Source organism: Streptomyces sp. NBC_00162, assembly GCF_024611995.1.
Classification (GTDB): domain Bacteria; phylum Actinomycetota; class Actinomycetes; order Streptomycetales; family Streptomycetaceae; genus Streptomyces.
Genome location: NZ_CP102510.1, coordinates 156174 through 174430, shown reverse-complemented (window position 1 = coordinate 174430; position 18257 = coordinate 156174). Strand labels below are relative to the sequence as shown.

7 protein-coding genes are annotated in these 18257 nt (G+C 73.6%); all 7 read right to left on the bottom strand.

The window, feature by feature from the left end:
* Window positions 1-76 precede the first annotated feature (76 nt).
* The 7 genes from JIW86_RS40665 to JIW86_RS40635 all read right to left on the bottom strand — a co-directional run bounded on the left by JIW86_RS40665 (window position 77) and on the right by JIW86_RS40635 (window position 18217).
* A complete protein-coding gene (locus JIW86_RS40665) occupies window positions 77-1717 on the bottom strand; it encodes a glycoside hydrolase family 1 protein (RefSeq protein WP_257559759.1) in 1641 nt (546 codons plus the stop codon).
* A 168-nt stretch (window positions 1718-1885) separates the two neighbouring features.
* Complete coding sequence (locus tag JIW86_RS40660) at window positions 1886-3070, bottom strand: macrolide family glycosyltransferase (protein ID WP_257559758.1); 1185 nt, start codon at window positions 3068-3070, stop codon at window positions 1886-1888.
* 125 nt (window positions 3071-3195) lie between these two features.
* Window positions 3196-3708 carry a DinB family protein gene (locus JIW86_RS40655; protein ID WP_257559757.1) on the bottom strand — a complete coding sequence of 171 codons (513 nt, stop codon included), beginning with the start codon at window positions 3706-3708 and terminating at the stop codon, window positions 3196-3198.
* A gap of 67 nt (window positions 3709-3775) precedes the next feature.
* Window positions 3776-4318: an antibiotic biosynthesis monooxygenase gene (locus JIW86_RS40650; protein WP_257559756.1), complete on the bottom strand. Its 543-nt coding sequence runs from the start codon at window positions 4316-4318 to the stop codon at window positions 3776-3778.
* A gap of 8 nt (window positions 4319-4326) precedes the next feature.
* Window positions 4327-5622 carry a cytochrome P450 gene (locus tag JIW86_RS40645; RefSeq protein WP_257559755.1) on the bottom strand — a complete coding sequence of 432 codons (1296 nt, stop codon included), beginning with the start codon at window positions 5620-5622 and terminating at the stop codon, window positions 4327-4329.
* 15 nt (window positions 5623-5637) lie between these two features.
* Window positions 5638-6495 carry an alpha/beta fold hydrolase gene (locus JIW86_RS40640; RefSeq protein WP_257559754.1) on the bottom strand — a complete coding sequence of 286 codons (858 nt, stop codon included), beginning with the start codon at window positions 6493-6495 and terminating at the stop codon, window positions 5638-5640.
* Entirely contained in the window at window positions 6488-18217 is an 11730-nt protein-coding gene (locus tag JIW86_RS40635; RefSeq protein WP_257559753.1) for a non-ribosomal peptide synthetase/type I polyketide synthase, read from the bottom strand. Before JIW86_RS40635 ends, JIW86_RS40640 begins: the two co-directional genes overlap by 8 nt.
* Between the last annotated feature and the right edge of the window lie 40 nt (window positions 18218-18257).

Here is an 18257-nt window from a genome sequence, read left to right as displayed (position 1 = left end):
ATCCTTGGAGATCGTTGAACCGAGGCCTCGGCAGAAGACGGGAGGGCCGGGCGCGGTGTGCGCCCGGCCGTGGGGGTCAGTCCCGGCGGCCGGTGACGGCCGGGCCGGCGGTGCCGGCCGGGGGTGAGGCGGGTGAGTTGCCCGGCTCCGGGGTGAGCGGGCCGCTGCCGCCGTACTGGGCGCGCAGGGCCGGGCTCAGGTTCCGGGACCCGGCGATCTGGGCGTAGACGCCCACCGCTTCGGTGGGGGTGCGCTTCATGGTGGTGCGGTCGACGGCGTAGAGGCCGAAGCGCGGCTTGTAGCCGCCGAGCCACTCGAAGTTGTCCATCAGGCTCCAGTGGTAGTAGCCGCGGACGTCGACGCCTTCGGCCCGGGCCCGCTGGATCTGCTCCAGGGCGCGGACGATGAACTCGGCGCGGCGCTTGCCCGAGGCGGTGGCCATGCCGGATTCGGAGACCAGCAGGGGCAGGCCCTTGTAGCGGCGGCTGAAGTCCTTGAGGACGGGGTAGAGGCCCTGCGGGTCCGACTCGTATCCCATGTCGGGGATGAAGTAGGTCGGGTCCTTGAGCGGGAAGCAGGGCGGTGCGCCGCACACGTCGACGTTGATGACCGGCAGGGTGGTCGGCCCGGGGGTGGTCGGGTCGGTGACGCCGGTGCGGTCGTAGAGCTGGATGCCGAGCCAGTCGAGGGTGTTCTTCCACTCGGGGTGCTGCTCGTCGGGGGTGCCGTCGTAGTTCGCGTCGAAGGTGCCGTTCCGCAGCGAGTCGAGGAAGTTCAGCTCGAAGAAGCGGCGGAAGCGGTCGCGGGCGGCAATGTCGCGCGGCTCGGTGCTGATCTTGCCGTCGCGGACGGCCTCGTACTGCTTGACGCTGGCGGTCAGTCCGACGCTGGCGCCCGGGTCCACCTTCTTGATCGCCTTGTACATGGCGGCGTGGGCGTCGATGTAGGTGCGCACGGCGGGCGCGAACTTCGTGTCGAAGTTGGTGGGCAGGTTGGCCTTGCCGGGCGGGCCCGCGCCGAAGGCGTGCGAGAACATCATGTAGACGCCGGGCTCGTTGAGGGTCACCCACTCGTGGACCCGGTCGCCGAACCGCTCGGCGAGCAGCTTGGAGTGGTCGGCCATGGCCTTGACCACGAGCGGTCCGCCCTGGGGGTGGTCGAGCCCGCAGAGGTTGGTGTCCGAGGGGCCGTTGGCGCAGGTGAGGTCGTCGGGGTTGTCCACCCACACCGGGTTGGCGAAGTGGTGGATGGTGACGACCGGGCGGATGCCGCGGGCGACGAGGGCGTTGATCACCTTGTTGTAGTGGGCGATCGCCTGTTCGTCGAGCTGGCCGCGGCGCGGCTCGATGCGCGCCCACTCGATGCCGAAGCGGTACGAGTCCACCTTCAGGGCGGCGATGAGGTCGATGTCCTCGATGGCCAGCGTGTAGCCGTCGACGCCCTCACCGACGGCGGGGCTCTTGCCCATGCCGCCTTCGGAGACGGGCTGGGTCCACTTGTACCAGTCGGTGTTGGTGTTCTGGTCCTCGATCTGGGTGGCGGAGCTCGAGACACCGAACCGGAAGCTGCCCTTGCCGAACGGCGAGGAGAGGGAGCCCGGCTGGGCGAACCTCGCCGTTCGCTGGGTCAGGGAGGAGGCTTCCTCGGCGGCCGCCGTGGGAACCAGGAGTCCTGCGGTGAGGATCACCGCCGCCGCGGTCTGCAACAGTCGTTTCACGATGCCTTCCAGAGGGGGCCGAGGGCTGAGTCGTCCGCCCCCACCCTCGTGAGACCGTCTCGAAAGGCGCTGGAGGCGCCGTACAGCGCGAAAGACCCGCGCTCCCGGCCGGATGGCCGGGGGCGCGGGTCTTTCGCGTCGCGTCTGGTTCGGGTGTGACCCGGAGGGTCAGCCGGCGTTCTGCGCGAGGAACTTCTCGATGGCGTCGGCGGCCACCGCGGGGCCGTCGACCTTGCGCATCTCGGCGCCCATGCGCTCCACGCGGGCGGTGACCTCGCCGTCGCCGGCCACGGCCGCGACGGCGTCGCGCAGGCTGTCGACGGTGGTGTCGTCCTTGGTCAGGTGGCGGCCCAGGCCCAGCTCGTCGACGCGCAGGGCGTTGGCCTTCTGCTCGTTCATCTGGGGGATCACGACCATGGGCACGCCGTTGTACAGGGACTCCATGACGCTGTTCATGCCGCCGTGGGTGACGAACAGCTTGGCGTGGCGCAGGACTTCGAGCTGCGGCACGTGGCGGCGCACGTCGAAGTTGGCGGGCAGCGGGCCGAGGTCGGCGGCGTCGATGTGGTCGCCGACGGCCATGACGACGTCCCACTCGGTGTCGCCGAACGCGGTGACCGCGGTGCGGAAGAACTCGGCCCAGCCGGTGGCGGCGGTGCCGAGGGAGATCAGCAGGACCGGGCGGTCCGCGGAGGCGGGCTCCCACGAGCCCTGGAAGGAGCGGTCGCCCAGGCAGGGGCCGGCGAAGACGAAGCGGTCGTCGAAGGTGTCGCCGTCGTAGTGGAAGTCGCGCGGCAGGAAGATGACGCCGAGCTTCTCGATGTTCTGGAAGAAGGCCATCGGGTCGGCCGGCAGGTTGAATTCCGGAAGGAGACCGGCGAGCTTGCCGAACATTTCCATGACCTGCGGGTCGGCGTATTGGGCCAGCGGGAACTTCTCCTGGATGGAGAAGTGCTCGTTGGCCCCGTAGGTGGGGTAGAGACGGACGAGCGGAATGTCGTGCTTACCGCCGTAGAAACGCCCGCCCCACGACATGAAGTCGTGGACGATGACGTCGGGGCGGTCCTTCTCGTAGAAGGGGCTGACCTGCTCGACGAGGCCGGTCGCGTCATCGAGACAACGCATTCCCTCGCCCGCGTTGGACTCCTCCGTGTAAGGGGAGCGGTAGAACTCACCGAATACGGAGTCGAAGCGGACGGCCTCGGCGCCGACGGCCTCTATTGCGGGCACGAAGTGGTCGGTCACCGTGCAGGTGACCCGATGCCCCCGCTTGACCAGTTCTTCGACGACGCCGAGCGTCGGATTCACGTGGCCGATGGCCGGAAAATTGAAGAACGCAATGTGCGAAGGCATGAAAACCCCTCTTCCTGGAACCGCGGTACGGGCGAACCGTGTGCCACGGTAGCAGTGGCTCCGGTATCCCGAATCCGCACGGATCCGGGATACCGGAGCTTTCCGGCCAGCCGGAGGAGATATGGCTAGAACGGCACCGACTTGCCGAGCGCGACGCGCAGGCAGCCGATCTGCCCGCAGTGGTAGGCGTCGTGCATCTGGATGATGGACAGCGCCTTGCCGAGGTTCTTCAGGCGGTCGTCGCCGAACGGCTCGAGCGGGGACTCGCTGTCGAGGTCCTCGGGGCGCAGCCCGGCCACGAAGGCCCGCATCCGCGCGTGCACCTGCTGGTAGAGCTCGATCATCTCCGCCAGCGAAGGCCCCCAGGACCAGTCGTTGTTGTCGTTGCCCGCGTAGTGCCGGGAGAACTCCTCGGTGACGAGGGACTCGGTGCCCTGGTGCAGGGTGGAGAAGTAGTCCGTGGCACAGATGAGGTGCCCGAGGAACCAGACCAGCGGCTTGTGCGGGGCCGGCGCGAGGCGCGCGGTCTCGTTGTCGAAGTCCTCGGCGAGCTCCAGCACCATGCCGTAGGCGAGGTCGAAATGGTGCAGGAAATGGGTGGTCAGGGGCTGCGCCGGCGCCTCGGCGGTCACGGTCATGCGGTTGCTCCTTCTCTTGTCGTTCTCGAGTGGGGCTCGAGGGGTCCTCGAGCGGTCCTCGGTGATCTCAGGCGGAACGGTCCCCGTCGTACGACTCGAATGCGCTCGGGCCGGGCGCCCGGACCTCGTCGAGTTTTGCTTTCGCATCGTCGAAGGTCGGCAGTTCCAGGGTTTCCTCGGAAACCCAGTTCGCGCCTTCCCAGTCGTACATGAGCTCCCTCACCTGGCGCGCCGCCGCCATGTGCGGACCCGATTTCAGGAATCCCTTCAGCGCGTCTTCGTCTTCCCAGATGCTGAGGCTCCGCGTGCTGTTGAAGTTCTTCTCGGATATCGCGAGCGTCACGGCCAGCAGGCCAGAGCGGACGTACAGCTCGGCGAGAATGGCCTCGTTCAGGGCGATTGCGGCGGGCTCGTGTCCGGGTTTCGGCCAGCCGACGGACGTGGCGATCAGGTGCCGCTTGCGTAGCGGCTCCTTCAGTCGGCCGGTTTCCTCGTCGACCGCGGGCCCCACCCACGGGGCGACCACATTGAGGTCGGACTCGTCCCCGGCCGCGAATTCCCGGAGGGAAACCGGTACCGGCCGCGGCTGCGGTGCTGAATTCTCGGACATTGGGTGTTTCACCGTTCCTTGCGTCGTACGACAAGCCGCTTGATTTCCGCGGCCTGGAGGTGGAGCACGGCGAACTCGGGCTTGCGCACGAGTTCCAGCTCCGGGAGCAGCGGCAGGACGGCGCGCAGGATGGCCCGCAGCTCCAGCCGGGCCAGGTGGTGGCCGAGGCAGACGTGTTCGCCGTGCCCGCCGAACGCGATCTGGGCGGTGGCGTCCCGGGTGACGTCGAAGCGGTGCGGGTCCTCGAAGACCGCCTCGTCGCGGTTGGCCGCCGGGTACCACATCGCGACGGTCTCGCCCTTGCGGATGAGCCGACCGCCGATCTCGGTGTCCTGGGTGGCGGTGCGCACGAAGTTCACCGCGATCGACGTCCAGCGCAGGATCTCCTCGACCGCGCCGTCGATCAGCGAGGGGTCCTCGATGAGCTTCTGTACCTGGTCCGGGTTCTCGAGGAGGGCCTGGATGCCGCCGGTCGTCGCGTTGCGGGTGGTGCCGATGCCCGCGACGAGCAGGTTGAAGATGGTGTAGAGGATCTCGTGGAAGGACAGCGGCTCGCCGTCGATCCGCGCCCGGGCCAGACGGCTGAGCACGTCCGTGCCGGTGCCGTCGATCTCGGCCATGCGCTGCTGGACCAGGCCCGCGACATAGCCGTTGAGGGCGCCCATGTTGCGGTTGAAGGTGGCCTCGGCGTCCTCGCCGTCCCGCTGGTTGTCCGGGTCGGCGGCCCCCGTGGTGCCCTCGGTCCACTCGAAGATGTCGTCCCAGTCCTTCAGGGGCGCCCCGACCAGTTCGCAGATCGCCGCGACGGGCAGCCGCGCGGACAGGCTCTTGGCCACGTCCGCGGTGCCGTTCTCGTCGATCAGGCGGGTGAACGCCTGCGCGTACTCGCCGGCGAGCTCGTGGAACCGCTCCTCCAGCTCGTTGATCGCCTTGGGCGTGAAGCAGGGCGCCATGACCTGGCGCAGGTGGCGGTGGTGCGGCGCGTCCATGTAGGAGAGGGCCGGCGGCATGTCCGGGGCGTGCCCGAACATCTCGGCCCGCGCCTCCAGCTGGGCCTCGAACATCTCCACGGCTTCGGGGGTGTCGAGGGTGACGCGCTGGGCGCTGGAGAAGAGCTTCGGGTTGCGCGAGACGTAGGCGATGTCCTCGTGCCGGGTCAGCACCCAGAACGGCTCGAAGCCGGGGCGCCGGTACCAGAACACCGGCTCCTCGCGGCGCAGCAGGTCGAACTCGGCGTGCGGGTAGCCGCCGTTCGCCGCGTACGCGGACTCATCGGTGATGTCGAGGTTCTCGAGAGTGAGCATGACGGTACGTCTCCTTCAGCGTGCGGTGGTCTCGAGGAGGAAGGAGACGACCGACGCGAGGGTCTCCGTCCGGCGGTCGGCGGTGTCGGCGGCGCCGTCGAGCAGGCGGGCGCCGGGCACGTCGGCGGCGAGCCGCTTGGCGAGCGCGGCGGGGGCCAGCGGGCTGTTGCCCGGCAGCACCAGCAGCGGCGCGGGGAACCGCGTCATCGACTCCTCCGGTACGGAGAACCAGGCGGAGCCCTGCGGCCAGATGCCGTCGCGGAACCGGACGACGCGCACGATGTAGCGCTCCCGGCGCAGGGCGAGGAGCTCCTCGCGGAAGTCGGGCACCTCGTGGAGCTGACGGGCGTACGGTCCGGCGCCGGGCCGGGCCGCGAAACCGCCGCCCAGGGAGGCCTCCTCGATCACACCGTCGATGCCTTCGGCACGGGCCAGGCGCATCGCCTCGTCGAAGGTCGCCAGGAAGTCGCCGAGCGTGTTGCCCTCGGCGAGCCCGACGGGCGCGTGGGCGACGACGGCGCCGATCCGCTCGGGGGCGTCCTGGACCAGCCGCCAGGCCTGGGCGGTGCCTGCGCCGGAGGCGGCGACGTGGGCGCGCTCGATGCCGAGCTCGTCGAGGACCGCCAGCAGGTCGGCGGCGGTGCGTCCGTAGCAGAAGGGCTCGGCGGGGCCGGTGCTGCGCCCGTTGTGGCGGGCCTCGACCGTGATCACCTGGAACTGCCCGGCGAGGGCCTCGGCGGTCTCGGTGAAGGCGGCCCGCTCGGTGTCGCACTGGCCGGGGACCTCGCCGGGGCCGATGAGCAGGACGGGGAAGCCGGTGCCGCGCACCTCGTAGTGGATCCGCGCCCCGTCCGGGCGCACGGTCTCAGGCATGGTTCTCCTCCAGGCTGGTGGCGATCGTGGCGATCGCGTTCATGAGTTCGGCCGCCATGGCCTCGGGGTTGGTGATCGGCGCGGCGTGGGATCCCTCGATGGCGCGGGGTACGTAGAGGGCGCCGGTCAGCTCGCGCCACACCTCCATGGACCCTTCGGGCAGCACCGGGTCGGCGGTGCCCGACACCGCGAACAGCGGTACGTCCAGGGCCGGGCGGTCGATGCCGCGCAGCACCGCCCGGTGGTTCTCGGCCAGCACCGTGTCGGTGCGCAGCCGCTGGACGTATTCGGCGAGCAGTTCCTCGCTGGCCAGGACCTCGTCGGGCAGCAGCCCCTCCAGGAGGGCGGCCAGTTCGCGCGGGTCGGCGCCGTCCAGGTCCCCGGTGAGCTCGCCGAGCCGGTCGAGGCCGGGGGTGAGCGGGGCGAGCGGCGGCAGCGCGCAGGCGGCGACGAGGGCGAGGGGCGGTACGGCGGGCCGGTGGGCGAGCCGGTGTGCCACCTCCCAGGCCAGCCAGGAGCCCTGGCTGTGGCCGTACAGGACGACGGGCGCCGCGCCGGCGGCCGGGGTGAGCCGGCCGGCGAGGGCTGCGACGACCTGGTCGGCGAGGGCCATCATGTCGGTGACGGGTTCCTCGTCGGCGCGGCCCTCGCGGCCCGGCAGCTGCACGCCGAGGAGTTCGACGTCGTCGGGCAGGTGGCGTACCAGCGGGACGTGGCCGCCGGTGGTGCCGCCCATGCCGGCGACGCAGACGATCCGGGCCCGCGGGTTCTCGGCGGGCTTGAGGACGCGCAGCCAGGGGTTGTCCTGGCCGCGGCCTGCTGCCGGGGCCGCGGGTGCGCTGCCCTCGGGGGCGAGTTTGCCGTCGAGGTGGGTGGCGATGCCCTCGCAGGTCGCGTGGCGCAGGATGGCCTCGGTGGTGACCGCGAGGCCCGTCCGGCGGGTCAGTTCGTTGCGGACCCGTACGGCCATCAGCGAGTCCAGGCCCAGCTGCTGGAGCGGCTGGTCCGTCGGCAGCTCCGCCTCGGGCAGCCCGAGGACGGGGGCGACCTCGCCCATGACCAGTGCCGTCAGCGTGTGCTGCCGTTCTTCGGGGTTCTGCCCGGCCAGGGCCGTGCGCAGTTCCTGTCCGGCCGAGGCGTCGGGTGCCTGCGCGGTGTCCGGTTCCCGTGCTTCGGGCAGGGTGTCGAGCAGCGGGCGCGGCCGGGCCGCCCGGTAGGCGGGGGCGAACGCCGTCCAGTCGATGTCGGCGACGCCGAGCGCCGCGAGGCCCGCGCCGAGGGCGATGTCGAGGGCGTCCAGGGCGAGTTCGGGTGCCATGGTGCGCAGGCCGCGGGAGCGGGCGGCCCGCTCGGCCTCGGCGGTGACCATGCCGCCGCCGGCCCAGCCGCCCCAGTGCAGGACGGTGGCGGTGAGCCCCTGGGACCTGCGGTGGCGGGCGAGGGCGTCGAGCGCCGTGTTGGCGGCGCCGTACGCGGCCTGCCCGGCGCCGCCCCAGAGGCTGGCGCCGCTGCCGTAGAGGACGAACGCGTCGAGCTCACGGCCCGCGAGGGCCTCGTGCAGGTGCCAGGCGCCGTGCACCTTGGCCGCGTTCTCCTCGGCGGCGGCCTCGGGGGTGAGGCCGCCGAGGGCGGCCGGGCGGGACAGGCCCGCCAGGTGGGCGACGGTCCGCAGCGGGCGCCGCGGGTCGCCGGTGCGGGCGAGCAGCGCGTCGACCTGCCCGCGGTCGCTGACGTCGGCCTGCTCCAGGGTGAGTTCGACGCCCAGGGCGGCGAGCTCGGTGCGCAGCAGCTCCGTCTCGGGGGCGGCCCCGGCGCGGCGGGACGCGAGCACGATGTGCTCGGCTCCGCGTGCGGCGAGCCGCCGGGCCAGGTGCAGGCCGAGGGCTCCCTGGCCGCCGGTGATCAGCGCGGTGCCGTGGGTGGACCACGTCGTGGGCCCGGCCGGGCGCGGGGCGGTGCGCCGCAGGCGGCGTACGTGGCGGCCGTCGGCGCGCAGTGCCACCTGGTCCTCGTGGTCGCCCGCGGCGAGGCAGGCCACCAGGGCGCCGGCCCAGCCCGGGTGGGGCTGTGCGGGCAGGTCGACGGTGCCGCCCCAGCGCAGCGGGTCCTCCAGGGCGGCGACCCGGCCGAGGCCGGTGACCAGGGCCTGGAGCGGTGCGGGGGTGCCGGTGCCGTCGGTGTCGGCCGCGCCGCGGGTCAGCGCCCACAGCGGGGCGGTGAGCCCGAGGTCGCCGAGTGCCTGGAGCAGGACGAGGGTCGTGGCGAAGCCCGCCGTGGAGCCGGAGCCGTCCGGGGTGCCGTCGAGGGAGCCCAGGGTGAGGACCGCGGCGGGCGGCTCGGGCAGGGCGGCCAGGGCGGCGCCGAGCGCGGCCCGGTCGGCGGTGGCCCCGACGCGGTAGGGGGTGGCCCCCGCGGCGCGCAGGGCGTCCTCGACGGCGTCGGCCGTCCCGGCTTCGGCTTCGGCTTCGGTGGTCACCAGCGCCCAGGGCCCGGCCAGGGAGGTGGTCCGGGTGGCGGGCGCCGGGGACAGCTCCCAGGCGTCCTCGTACAGCCAGCCCGCGACGGTCTCGCGGGACTCCTGGCCCTGCCACCAGGCGGACAGCAGCGGGAGCAGTTCCCCGATGCCCTCCCGCAGGCGTTCGGGCGCGTCGAGCAGCTCGGCCAGCCGGGCCGGGCCCTCCTCGCCGACGGCTTCCCAGAAGGCCTGGTCGGCGGCGGCGCGGGGGGCAGCTTCGGGCTTCGGCGGGTCGATCCAGTAGGAGCGGCGCTGGAAGGCGTACGAGGGCAGTTCGGCGACCCGGGCGGCGCCGTCGCCGGCCCAGATCCGCTCCCAGGGCACACGGTGGCCGTGGGTGTGCAGCTCGCCGAGGGTACGCAGGAGTTCGGAGCGGTCGCCGTGGCCGCGCCGCAGGGTGCCGGCCACCAGGGCGTCGGCGCTGCCCTCGGTGAGCGGCATGGCGAGCACGGGGTGCGGGCTGACCTCGATGAACACGTCGTGCCCGGCGTCGATCAGCTGCTGCTGGGCGAGGTCGAGGCGGACGGGTTCGCGCAGGTTGCGGCACCAGTAGGCGGCGCCGAGCTCCCGGCCGTCGAGGAGGGTGCCGGTCACGGTGGAGTAGAAGGGGACGTGGCCGGTGGTGGGTGCGAGGTCCGCCAGGTCGGCCTCCAGCTGCGGGAGCAGGGAGTCCATCCAGTGGCTGTGGGAGGCGACGGGCGCCTCCAGCTTGCCGCACACGATGTCCTCGTCGTCCAGGGCGAAGAGCAGGTCCTCGATCGCGTCGGCGTCCCCGGACAGGGCAACGGAGGTGGGGGTGTTCACGGCGGCGACCGAGACGGCTTCCCCGTACGGCGCGATCCGCTCCCGCACCTGGTCCAGGGGGAGTTCGACGACGGCCATGGCCCCGACACCGGCGACGGCCTGGAGGGCGCGGCTGCGGACGGCCATGATGCGGGCGCCCTCTTCCAGGGTGAGCGCGCCGGCCACGACGGCGGCGGCGACCTCGCCCTGGCTGTGCCCGGTCACGGCGCCGGGCTCGATGCCCAGCTCGCGCCAGGCGGCGGCGAGGGCGACGTACATCGTGAACATCACGGGCTGTACGACGTCCAGGCGGCGGGCCGAGAGTTCGGGGCCGCCGGAGGCGCGCAGCACGTCGGTGACCGACCAGCCGAGCTGCGGTGCCAGCAGGGCGTCGCAGTCGCGGACGGTCCGGGCGAAGGCGGGCGACTGCTCGAACAGGGCGGCGCCCATGCCGTCCCACTGGCTGCCCTGGCCGGGGAAGACGAAGACGGTGCGGCCGCGGCCGCGGGCGGTGGCCCGGCTGACGGCGGTGTGCGAACGGTCCTCGGCGAGGGCGCGCAGCGCGGCGGCGGCCTCGTCGGCGGTGGCGGCGCTGACCACGGCGCGGTGGCCGAAGTGGGTGCGGCGCAGGGCCGCGGTGTGGGCGACGTCGGCGAGCGGGACCTGCCGGTGCTCCTCCAGCCAGTCGGCCCAGCGGCCGGCCTGCTCCCGCAGGGCGGCGTCGGTGCGGGCGGACAGGACCACGGGGACCTCCCCGGCGGGGCGCTCCGGCGGGGCGGGGTCGGTGTCCGGTGCCTGTTCGAGGACGACGTGGGCGTTGGTGCCGCCGATCCCGAAGGAGGAGACGCCGGCGCGGCGCGGTCCGTCCTCCTGCCAGGGCTTGGTCTCGGTGTTGACGTAGAAGAGGTTCGGGTCGAGGCCCATCTCCGGGTTCGGGTGCTCGAAGTTGAGGCTGGGCACGAGCTCGCCGTGGTGCACGGCCAGCGCGGCCTTGATGAGCCCGGCGATGCCCGCGGTGGCGTCCGCGTGGCCGATGTTGGTCTTCACCGAGCCGATCGCGCAGGGCTCCGCGCGCTCGGCGGAGCCGAAGACCTGCTGGAGGGCCTGGACCTCGATGGGGTCGCCCAGCGAGGTGGCGGTGCCGTGCGCCTCGATGAAGCCGACGCTGTCCGGGGTGACCCCCGCCGACGCCTGGGCCTCGGCGATCACGTACGCCTGTCCCTGGACGCTCGGCGCGGTGAATCCGGCCTTGGCGGCGCCGTCGTTGTTGACGGCGCTGCCGCGCAGTACGGCGTACACGGTGTCCCCGGCCTCGACGGCGTCGGACAGCCGGCGCAGGACGAGCATGCCGACGCCGCTGCCGAAGACGGTGCCCGCGCCCTTCTCGTCGAAGGCGCGGCACTTGCCGTCCGGGGAGACGACCAGGCCAGGCTGGTGGACGAAGCCGCGCTTGAGCGGGATGGTCAGCGAGGAGGCGCCGACCAGGGCGACGTCGGACTCGCCGCGCAGCAGGCTCTCGCGGGCCAGGTGGGCGGCGACCAGGCCGGTGGAGCAGGCGGTCTGGACGGAGAGGGCGGGTCCGCGCAGGTCGAGCTTGTGGGCGACGCGGGTGGCCAGGTAGTCGTTCTTGTTGCCGATCATCGAGCGGTAGAAGGAGGACAGGTCGCCCGAGGCGTCCTGGTGGTAGCCGCCGAAGCCGGTGCCGCCGAAGACGGCCACGTTGCCGTCGAAGGCGGCGGGCACGATGCCGGAGTGTTCCAGGGCCTGCCAGGCGGCCTCGAGGAAGAGGCGGTGCTGCGGGTCCATGACCTCGGCCTCGGCGGGCGAGTAGTCGAAGAAGGCCGCGTCGAAGAGGTCGGCGCCGTCGATCAGGCCGCGGGAGCGTACGTAGGCCGGGTCGGCCAGCTCCTCCTCGGTGGCGCCGGCCGCGCGCAGTTCCTCGTCGCTGAAGTGGGTGATCGACTCGACGCCGCCGCGCAGGTTGCGCCAGAAGGTGTCGACGTCGGGTGCACCGGGCAGCTTGCAGGCCATGCCGACGATGGCGACGGCGTCCTCGCCGGAGCGTTCACGGCGGGCCGCGGACTGCTGGCGGGCGAGCGTGGCGTGGGAGCCGTCCCGCAGGTAGGCGGTGAGCTGGCGGACGGTCGGGTAGCGGAAGAGGGTGGAGAGCGGGAACTCCCGGCCCAGGCCCGCACAGATGATCTTGTGGGCTTCCAGGGCGCTCATGGAGTTGGCGCCGAGGTCGAAGATCCCCTTGTCGGGGTCGACGACGGGGATGCCGAGCACGTCCGCCCAGGCACCGGACACCAGGGACTCGAGGCCGCCCTCGCCCGCCGCCTCCCGGCCGTCGCCGGCGCGTGCGGCCACGCCGGCCGGCGCCGGGGCGTCCAGGCGCAGCAGAGCGTTCCGGTCGACCTTCTTGTTGGGCGTGTGCGGCAGTTCGGCCAGGTGGACCAGCCGGGACGGGACCATGTAGGCGGGCAGCCGCCCGGCGAGCGCGGCGAGCAGCTCCTCGTCGGCGACGGTGCGGCCCGGGGCCGCGGTGAGGTACAGGCACAGCCGGGGGTCGCCCGGCACGTCCTCGCGGACCACGGCGGCGGCCTCGGCGACGCCGGCGTGCTCGGCGGCGACGGCCTCGATCTCGCCGAGTTCGATGCGGTGGCCGCGCAGCTTGACCTGCGCGTCGACGCGGCCGCAGAACTCCAGGGAGCCGTCGGCCCGGTAGCGCACGACGTCGCCGGTGCGGTACATGCGGGCGCCGTCCCCGGCGAACGGGTCGGCGAGGAAGCGCTCGGCGTCGAGCTCGGGCCGGTTCAGGTAGCCGCGGGCGACGGCGAGGCCGCCGATGAACAGCTCGCCGCGGGTGCCGCGCGGCACCCGCTGTCCGGCCGCGTCCAGGACGTACAGCAGGTTGCCGTGCAGCGGCCGGCCGAGCGAGACCTCGCCCGGGACCGCGTCCCAGGCGGCCGACCACACGGTGGTCTCCGTCGGCCCGTACATGTTCATCAGGCCACCGGGGCACAGCCGGTCCAGCTTGCGGGCCAGGCCCCGGTCCAGGGCCTCGCCGCCGACCAGCATCCGGTCCAGGCCCTGGACGAGGGAGCGCCCGTCGGCGTCTGCCAGCAGCATGCGCGCCAGGGAGGGCGTGCACTGCAGATGGGTGGGGGCGTAGGGGAGGTAGTCGGCCCAGCCGGCCGGGCCGCCACGGCCCACGACGACGCGGTAGCCCCGGGTCAGGGTCCACAGCAGTTCGAGCGTGGAGATGTCGAAGGACAGGCTGGTGACGGCGAGCCAGGTGTCGCCGGAGCCGCCGCCGACCCGCTCGTCCATCGCCGCGCAGAAGGTGGCGAACTGGGCGTGCTCCAGCTGGACGCCCTTGGGCAGGCCGGTGGAGCCCGAGGTGTAGATGACGTACGCGAGGGAGGACAGCCCCGGGAGCGTGTCCGGGTCCTCCGGGACGCCCTGCGGGCCGCCGTCCCGGTCCGCCCCGTCCGCCAGCGCGTCGGCCAGCAGGACGGCGACGTCGTCGGCGGCGACCTCGGCCGAGCCGTCGCGGGTGGAGACCACCAGCGACAGGCCGCTGTCGCGGATCACGTGCTCCAGGCGGGCCTTGGGGTACTCCGGGTCCAGCGGCACGTACGCGCCGCCCGCGAGCCAGATCGCGAGCACCGACACGACGAGGTCCGCCGAGCGCGGCAGGTGGATGCCGACCAGCGCGTCGGGGCCGGCTCCGGCGGAGCGCAGGTGCCCGGCCATCGCCGCGGCCCGCGCCACCACCTGTGCGTAGGTCCAGGTGCGGCCGCCGTCGACCAGCGCGGGCGCGTCGGGGGTGCGGCGGGCCTGGGCCAGGATCCGCTCCAGGGCGGTGGGGCCGGCGGCCTCGCCGGACACCCGGCCGCCGCGCTCCTCCAGCCAGGCCAGCTCCTCGCCGGAGATCAGCTCCAGGGCGCCGATGGGCCGGGCCGGATCGGCGACGGCGGACTCCAGCAGGGTCCGGAAGTTGTCCGCGAGGCGGGCGGCCGCTTCGGCGCCGAGGACGCCGGGGAGGAACTCCACCTCGCCCACCAGCGCCTCGCCGTCGGGGGCGAGGGTCAGTCCGACGGCCGACTTGGCCACCCCGCGCGGGCCGCCGCCCACGGCGGCGTCCGCGGACGGCACCCAGGCGCCGCGTCCCTCGCCGAGCGCGGGCAGGCTGCTCGCCCGGTAGTTGAAGACGGCGCTGAACAGCGGGTTGTCCTCGCCGGTGCGCTCGCCGCCGACGGCCTTGACGAGCTCGGTCAGCGGCAGGTCCTGGTGCTCCATCAGTTCCAGGACGCGCGGCGCGGTCGCCGCCAGGACCTGCTCGAAGCTGGGGTCGCCGGTCAGCTCGCAGCGCAGCGGCAGCGTGGTGACGAGGAAGCCGAGCAGGCCCTCGGTGCCGGGCAGCTGGCGGTTGGCCCAGACGGTGCCCAGGCCGAAGTCGTACGCGCCGGTGGTGCGGGCCAGCAGGACCGCGAAGGCGCTCGCGTACACGGTGTAGGGGGTGACCCCGGTGCGGGTGGCCAGTTCCTCCACCCCGGTACGCAGTTCGGCGGGGAGCGTGAATCCGGTGGTGCCGCCGTCGCTCTCGCCGTCGGACGCGGGCAGTTCCAGGCGGCCCATGCCCGCGAGCCGGTCGCCGATCACCCGCAAGCCGGCCTCGAAGTGGCCGTCCTCCAGGGCGCGCTGCTCCCAGGCGGCGAAGTCGCCCAGCTGGAAGGCGGGTTCGGGGGCCTCGGGCGTGCGGCCCTCGGCGTACGCGGTGTAGGCGGCGAAGAGTTCCTGCGTGAAGACGGACAGGGACCAGCCGTCGGTGACGGCGTGGTGCAGGAAGATGCCGATCAGCTGGCCGCCGTCGTGGGTGTCGGCGAGCAGGCAGCGCAGCAGGCCGGGGCCGTCCAGCGGCATCGGCCGGCGCTCCTCCTCGCGCACCCGGGCGTCGAGCTCCCGCGGGTCGAGGTGGCTGAGGTCCTCGTGGGTGAACTGCGGTTCCGCTTCGGCCCGGACGATCTGGGCCAGGGCACCGTCACGGGTCGCCAACGAGGTGCGCAGCGCCTCGTGGCGGGCCGTCACCCAGGTCAGGGCGGAGCGCAGCGCGGCGGGGTCGAGCCGCTCCTCGGTGCGCAGCACGAGGGGGGTGTGGTACTCGGCGCTGCCGGGGCGCAGCTGCTCCAGGAACCAGAGCCGGCGCTGACCGTCGGTCGCGGGGTGCTCGCCCTGCCGCCCGGAGCGCTCGAGGGCCGTGGTGGGCGCGCTCTCCAGTGCGCCGAGGGCGTGCCCGAGCAGGGCGTGCTCGATCAAATACGTGGCGATGTCGTGCGCGGTGGGGTGCTGGAAGGCGAGGTTCGCCGGGAGGGTGGCGGTGGTCAGCTCGGTCAGCCGGTTGCGCAGCTGGAGCGCCATGATCGAGTCGAGGCCGAGCTCCTGGAGCCGCTTCTCGGCGGGGACCGGCTCGGTGGCGCCGAGGACGGCGGCCGCCTCGCGCCGGACGAGGTCGGTGAGGACGTCGAGGCGTTCGCCCTCGCCGAGGGCGGCGAGGCGGGCGCGCAGGGCGGCCGGGCCGGTGGCGTCCTCGCCCGCGCCGTCCTGGGCGGCGCGGCCGAGGGCGGCGATCTCGGCCTCGTCGAGGCGGCGGTAGCCGGGGACGTCGGTCCAGTAGGGCTTGCGCTGGAAGGCGTACGTGGGCAGGTCCGCGAGCCGGGCTCCGGAGGCGTCGGCCGGGCCGAAGACCCGCGTCCAGTCCGCCTCGTAGCCCTGGGTGTGCAGGGCGCCGAAGGAGCGCAGCAGCTGGTCGAGCCCGCCCTGGTCGCGGCGCAGGCTGCCGACGACGGCGCCGTCGCTGTCGGCGGTGGCGCTGGTCAGGGGCATCCCGAGGACGGGGTGCGGGGATATCTCGACGAAGACGCCGTGGCCGTCGGCGACGAGCTGCGCCAGGGCGAGGTCCATGCGGACGGTCTCGCGGACGTTGCGGCACCAGTAGGCGCCGTCGAGGCCGGTTCCCTCGACCACGCCGCCGGTCACCGTCGAGTAGAACGGCACGGCCGACGCGCCGGGGCGCAGGTCGGCCAGCTGTTCGGCGAGCCAGGGCAGCATCGGGTCGATGTGCGCGCTGTGTCCGGCGGTGTCCGACTGGATGCGGCGGCAGAAGACGTCGCTGCCCTCCAGCTCGGCCAGCAGGCGTTCGACGGCGTCCACGTCGCCGGAGACCACGGTCGACCCGGCGGTGTTGACCACGGCCACCGACAGGGCGTCCCCGTACGGCTCGATGAGTTCGCGGGTGCGCGCCACGGGCAGCTCGACCAGTGCCATCGCGCCCCGGCCGCTGCACTCGCGCAGCTGGCCCTGGGAGCGCAGCGCGGTCAGCCGGGCGCCGTCCGCGAGGGAGAGGGCGCCGCTGACGACGGCCGCGGGGACCTCGCCCTGGCTGGAGCCCACCACGGCGGCCGGCTCGACGCCGAGCGAACGCCAGACCGCGACCAGGCCGATCATCACGGCGAACAGGGCGGGCTGGAGTACGTCGATGCGCTCCAGGGTGAGCTCGGGGTCGGCCTCGCCGCGCAGGAAGGCGGCGACGGACCAGCCCGTCCACGGGGCGAGGGCCTCGTCGCACTCCTGGACGGCGCCTTGGAACACCGGGCTCTGCTCCATCAGTTCCCGGCCCATGCCGAGCCACTGCGAGCCCTGGCCGGGGAAGACGAAGACCGCCTTGCCGCGCTCGCGCGCGCCTCCGGAGGTCACGGCCGGGTGCGGCAGGCCCTCGGCGAGGGCGGCGAGCGCCTCGGCGGCCTCTTCGGGTCCGGCCGCGAGGACCGAGGCGCGGGCCTCCAGCGGGGTGCGGTGCAGGGCGGCGGTGCGCAGGACGTCCGGCCAGTGGGCGTCGGGGCGGTCGGTGAGCCAGGCGGCCCAGCGGGCGGCCTGGGCGCGCAGGGCCTGCGTGTCGAAGCCGGAGACCAGCAGCGGGCGGGGGCCGGCGGGAGCCGGGGCCCGGCCCGGCCCCTGCTCGGCGGGGGCGGTCTCGGCGGGGGCGGGGGCTTCCTCGACGATCACGTGGGCGTTGGTGCCGCTGATGCCGAACGAGGAGACGCCCGCCCGGCGCACCCGCTCGCCGCGCCGCCACGGCCGCAGTTCCTGAACGAGCCGCAGGCCGCTGTCCTCCCAGGGGATCTGCGCGCTCGGCTCGGCGGCGTGCAGCGTGGGGGGCAGCGCCTCGTGCCGGAGCGCGAGGATCATCTTCATCACGCCGACGACACCGGCGGCGGCCTGGGTGTGGCCGAGGTTCGACTTGGAGGAGCCCAGCCACACGGGCCGCGCCTCGTCGCGTCCGGGGCCGAAGACCTCGGCCAGGGCGCCGGCTTCGATCGGGTCGCCGAGCGGGGTGCCGGTGCCGTGGGCGTCGACCGCGTCGATGTCGGCGGGGGTGAGGCGGCCTGAGTCGAGCGCGTCGCGGATCACCCGCTGCTGCGCGGGCCCGTTGGGGGCGGTCAGACCCTGGCTGCGGCCGTCCTGGTTGACGGCCGAGCCGCGGATCACCGCGAGCACCGGGTCGCCGTCGCGCCGGGCCGCGGCGAGCTTCTTCAGGACGAGGATGCCGACGCCCTCGGACCAGATGGCGCCGTCGGCCTGGGCGGAGAAGCTCTTGCAGCGCCCGTCGGGGGCCATGGCGCCGAGCCGGCTGGACTCGACGTACATGGCGGGCGAGCTCATCACGGTGACGCCGCCGGCCAGGGCCAGTTCGCAGTCGCCGCCGCGCAGCCCCGCGACCGCCGAGTGGATGGCGACCAGCGAGGAGGAGCACGCGGTGTCGATGGTCAGGGCCGGGCCCTGCAGGCCGAGGGCGTAGCTGATCCGGCCCGAGACGACGCTGCCGGAGATGCCGGTGCCCTGGTAGCCGTCGAGCACCTCGAGGGGCGCGTTGCCGGTGTCGTAGTCGGAGCGCATGGCGCCCAGGTAGACGCCGGTGCGGCTGCCGGCCATCGTGTCGGGGCGCAGCCCGGCCCGCTCCAGCGCCTCCCAGGAGGCCTCCAGGACGAGCCGCTGCTGCGGGTCCATGGAGACGGCCTCGCGCCGGGAGATGCCGAAGAAGTCCGCGTCGAACTCCTCCAGCCCGTCGAGGAATCCGCCCTCCCGCGCGTAGCTCTTGCCCGTCGCCGTGGGGTCCGGGTCGTACAGGTCGAGCCCGTCCCAGCGCGCGGGCAGCGGGCCGATGGCGTCACGGCCGGTGGACAGCAGGTCCCAGAACTCCTCGGGCGTGGTGATGCCGCCCGGGAGCCGGCAGGCCATGGCGACGACCGCCACCGGCTCGTGCCGCTCGTTCTCCAGCTCGGCGTTGCGCTGCTGCAGCTGGATCACCGCAGCCATGGCCCGCCGGAGCCGGTCCTCGTTCGCCTGGGCGCTCATCTTGGCCATCCGTCTCGTTCTTTGGCACTGCCGGTAGGGGTCTGCGGGA

Bases quoted from the DNA above. Each gene is read 5' to 3' on its own strand.
- JIW86_RS40660 (WP_257559758.1), bottom strand. From the start codon at position 3,070: ATGCCTTCGCACATTGCGTTCTTCAATTTTCCGGCCATCGGCCACGTG.
- JIW86_RS40655 (WP_257559757.1), bottom strand. From the start codon at position 3,708: ATGACCGTGACCGCCGAGGCGCCGGCGCAGCCCCTGACCACCCATTTC.
- JIW86_RS40650 (WP_257559756.1), bottom strand. From the start codon at position 4,318: ATGTCCGAGAATTCAGCACCGCAGCCGCGGCCGGTACCGGTTTCCCTC.
- JIW86_RS40645 (WP_257559755.1), bottom strand. From the start codon at position 5,622: ATGCTCACTCTCGAGAACCTCGACATCACCGATGAGTCCGCGTACGCG.
- JIW86_RS40640 (WP_257559754.1), bottom strand. From the start codon at position 6,495: ATGCCTGAGACCGTGCGCCCGGACGGGGCGCGGATCCACTACGAGGTG.
- JIW86_RS40635 (WP_257559753.1), bottom strand. From the start codon at position 18,217: ATGGCCAAGATGAGCGCCCAGGCGAACGAGGACCGGCTCCGGCGGGCC.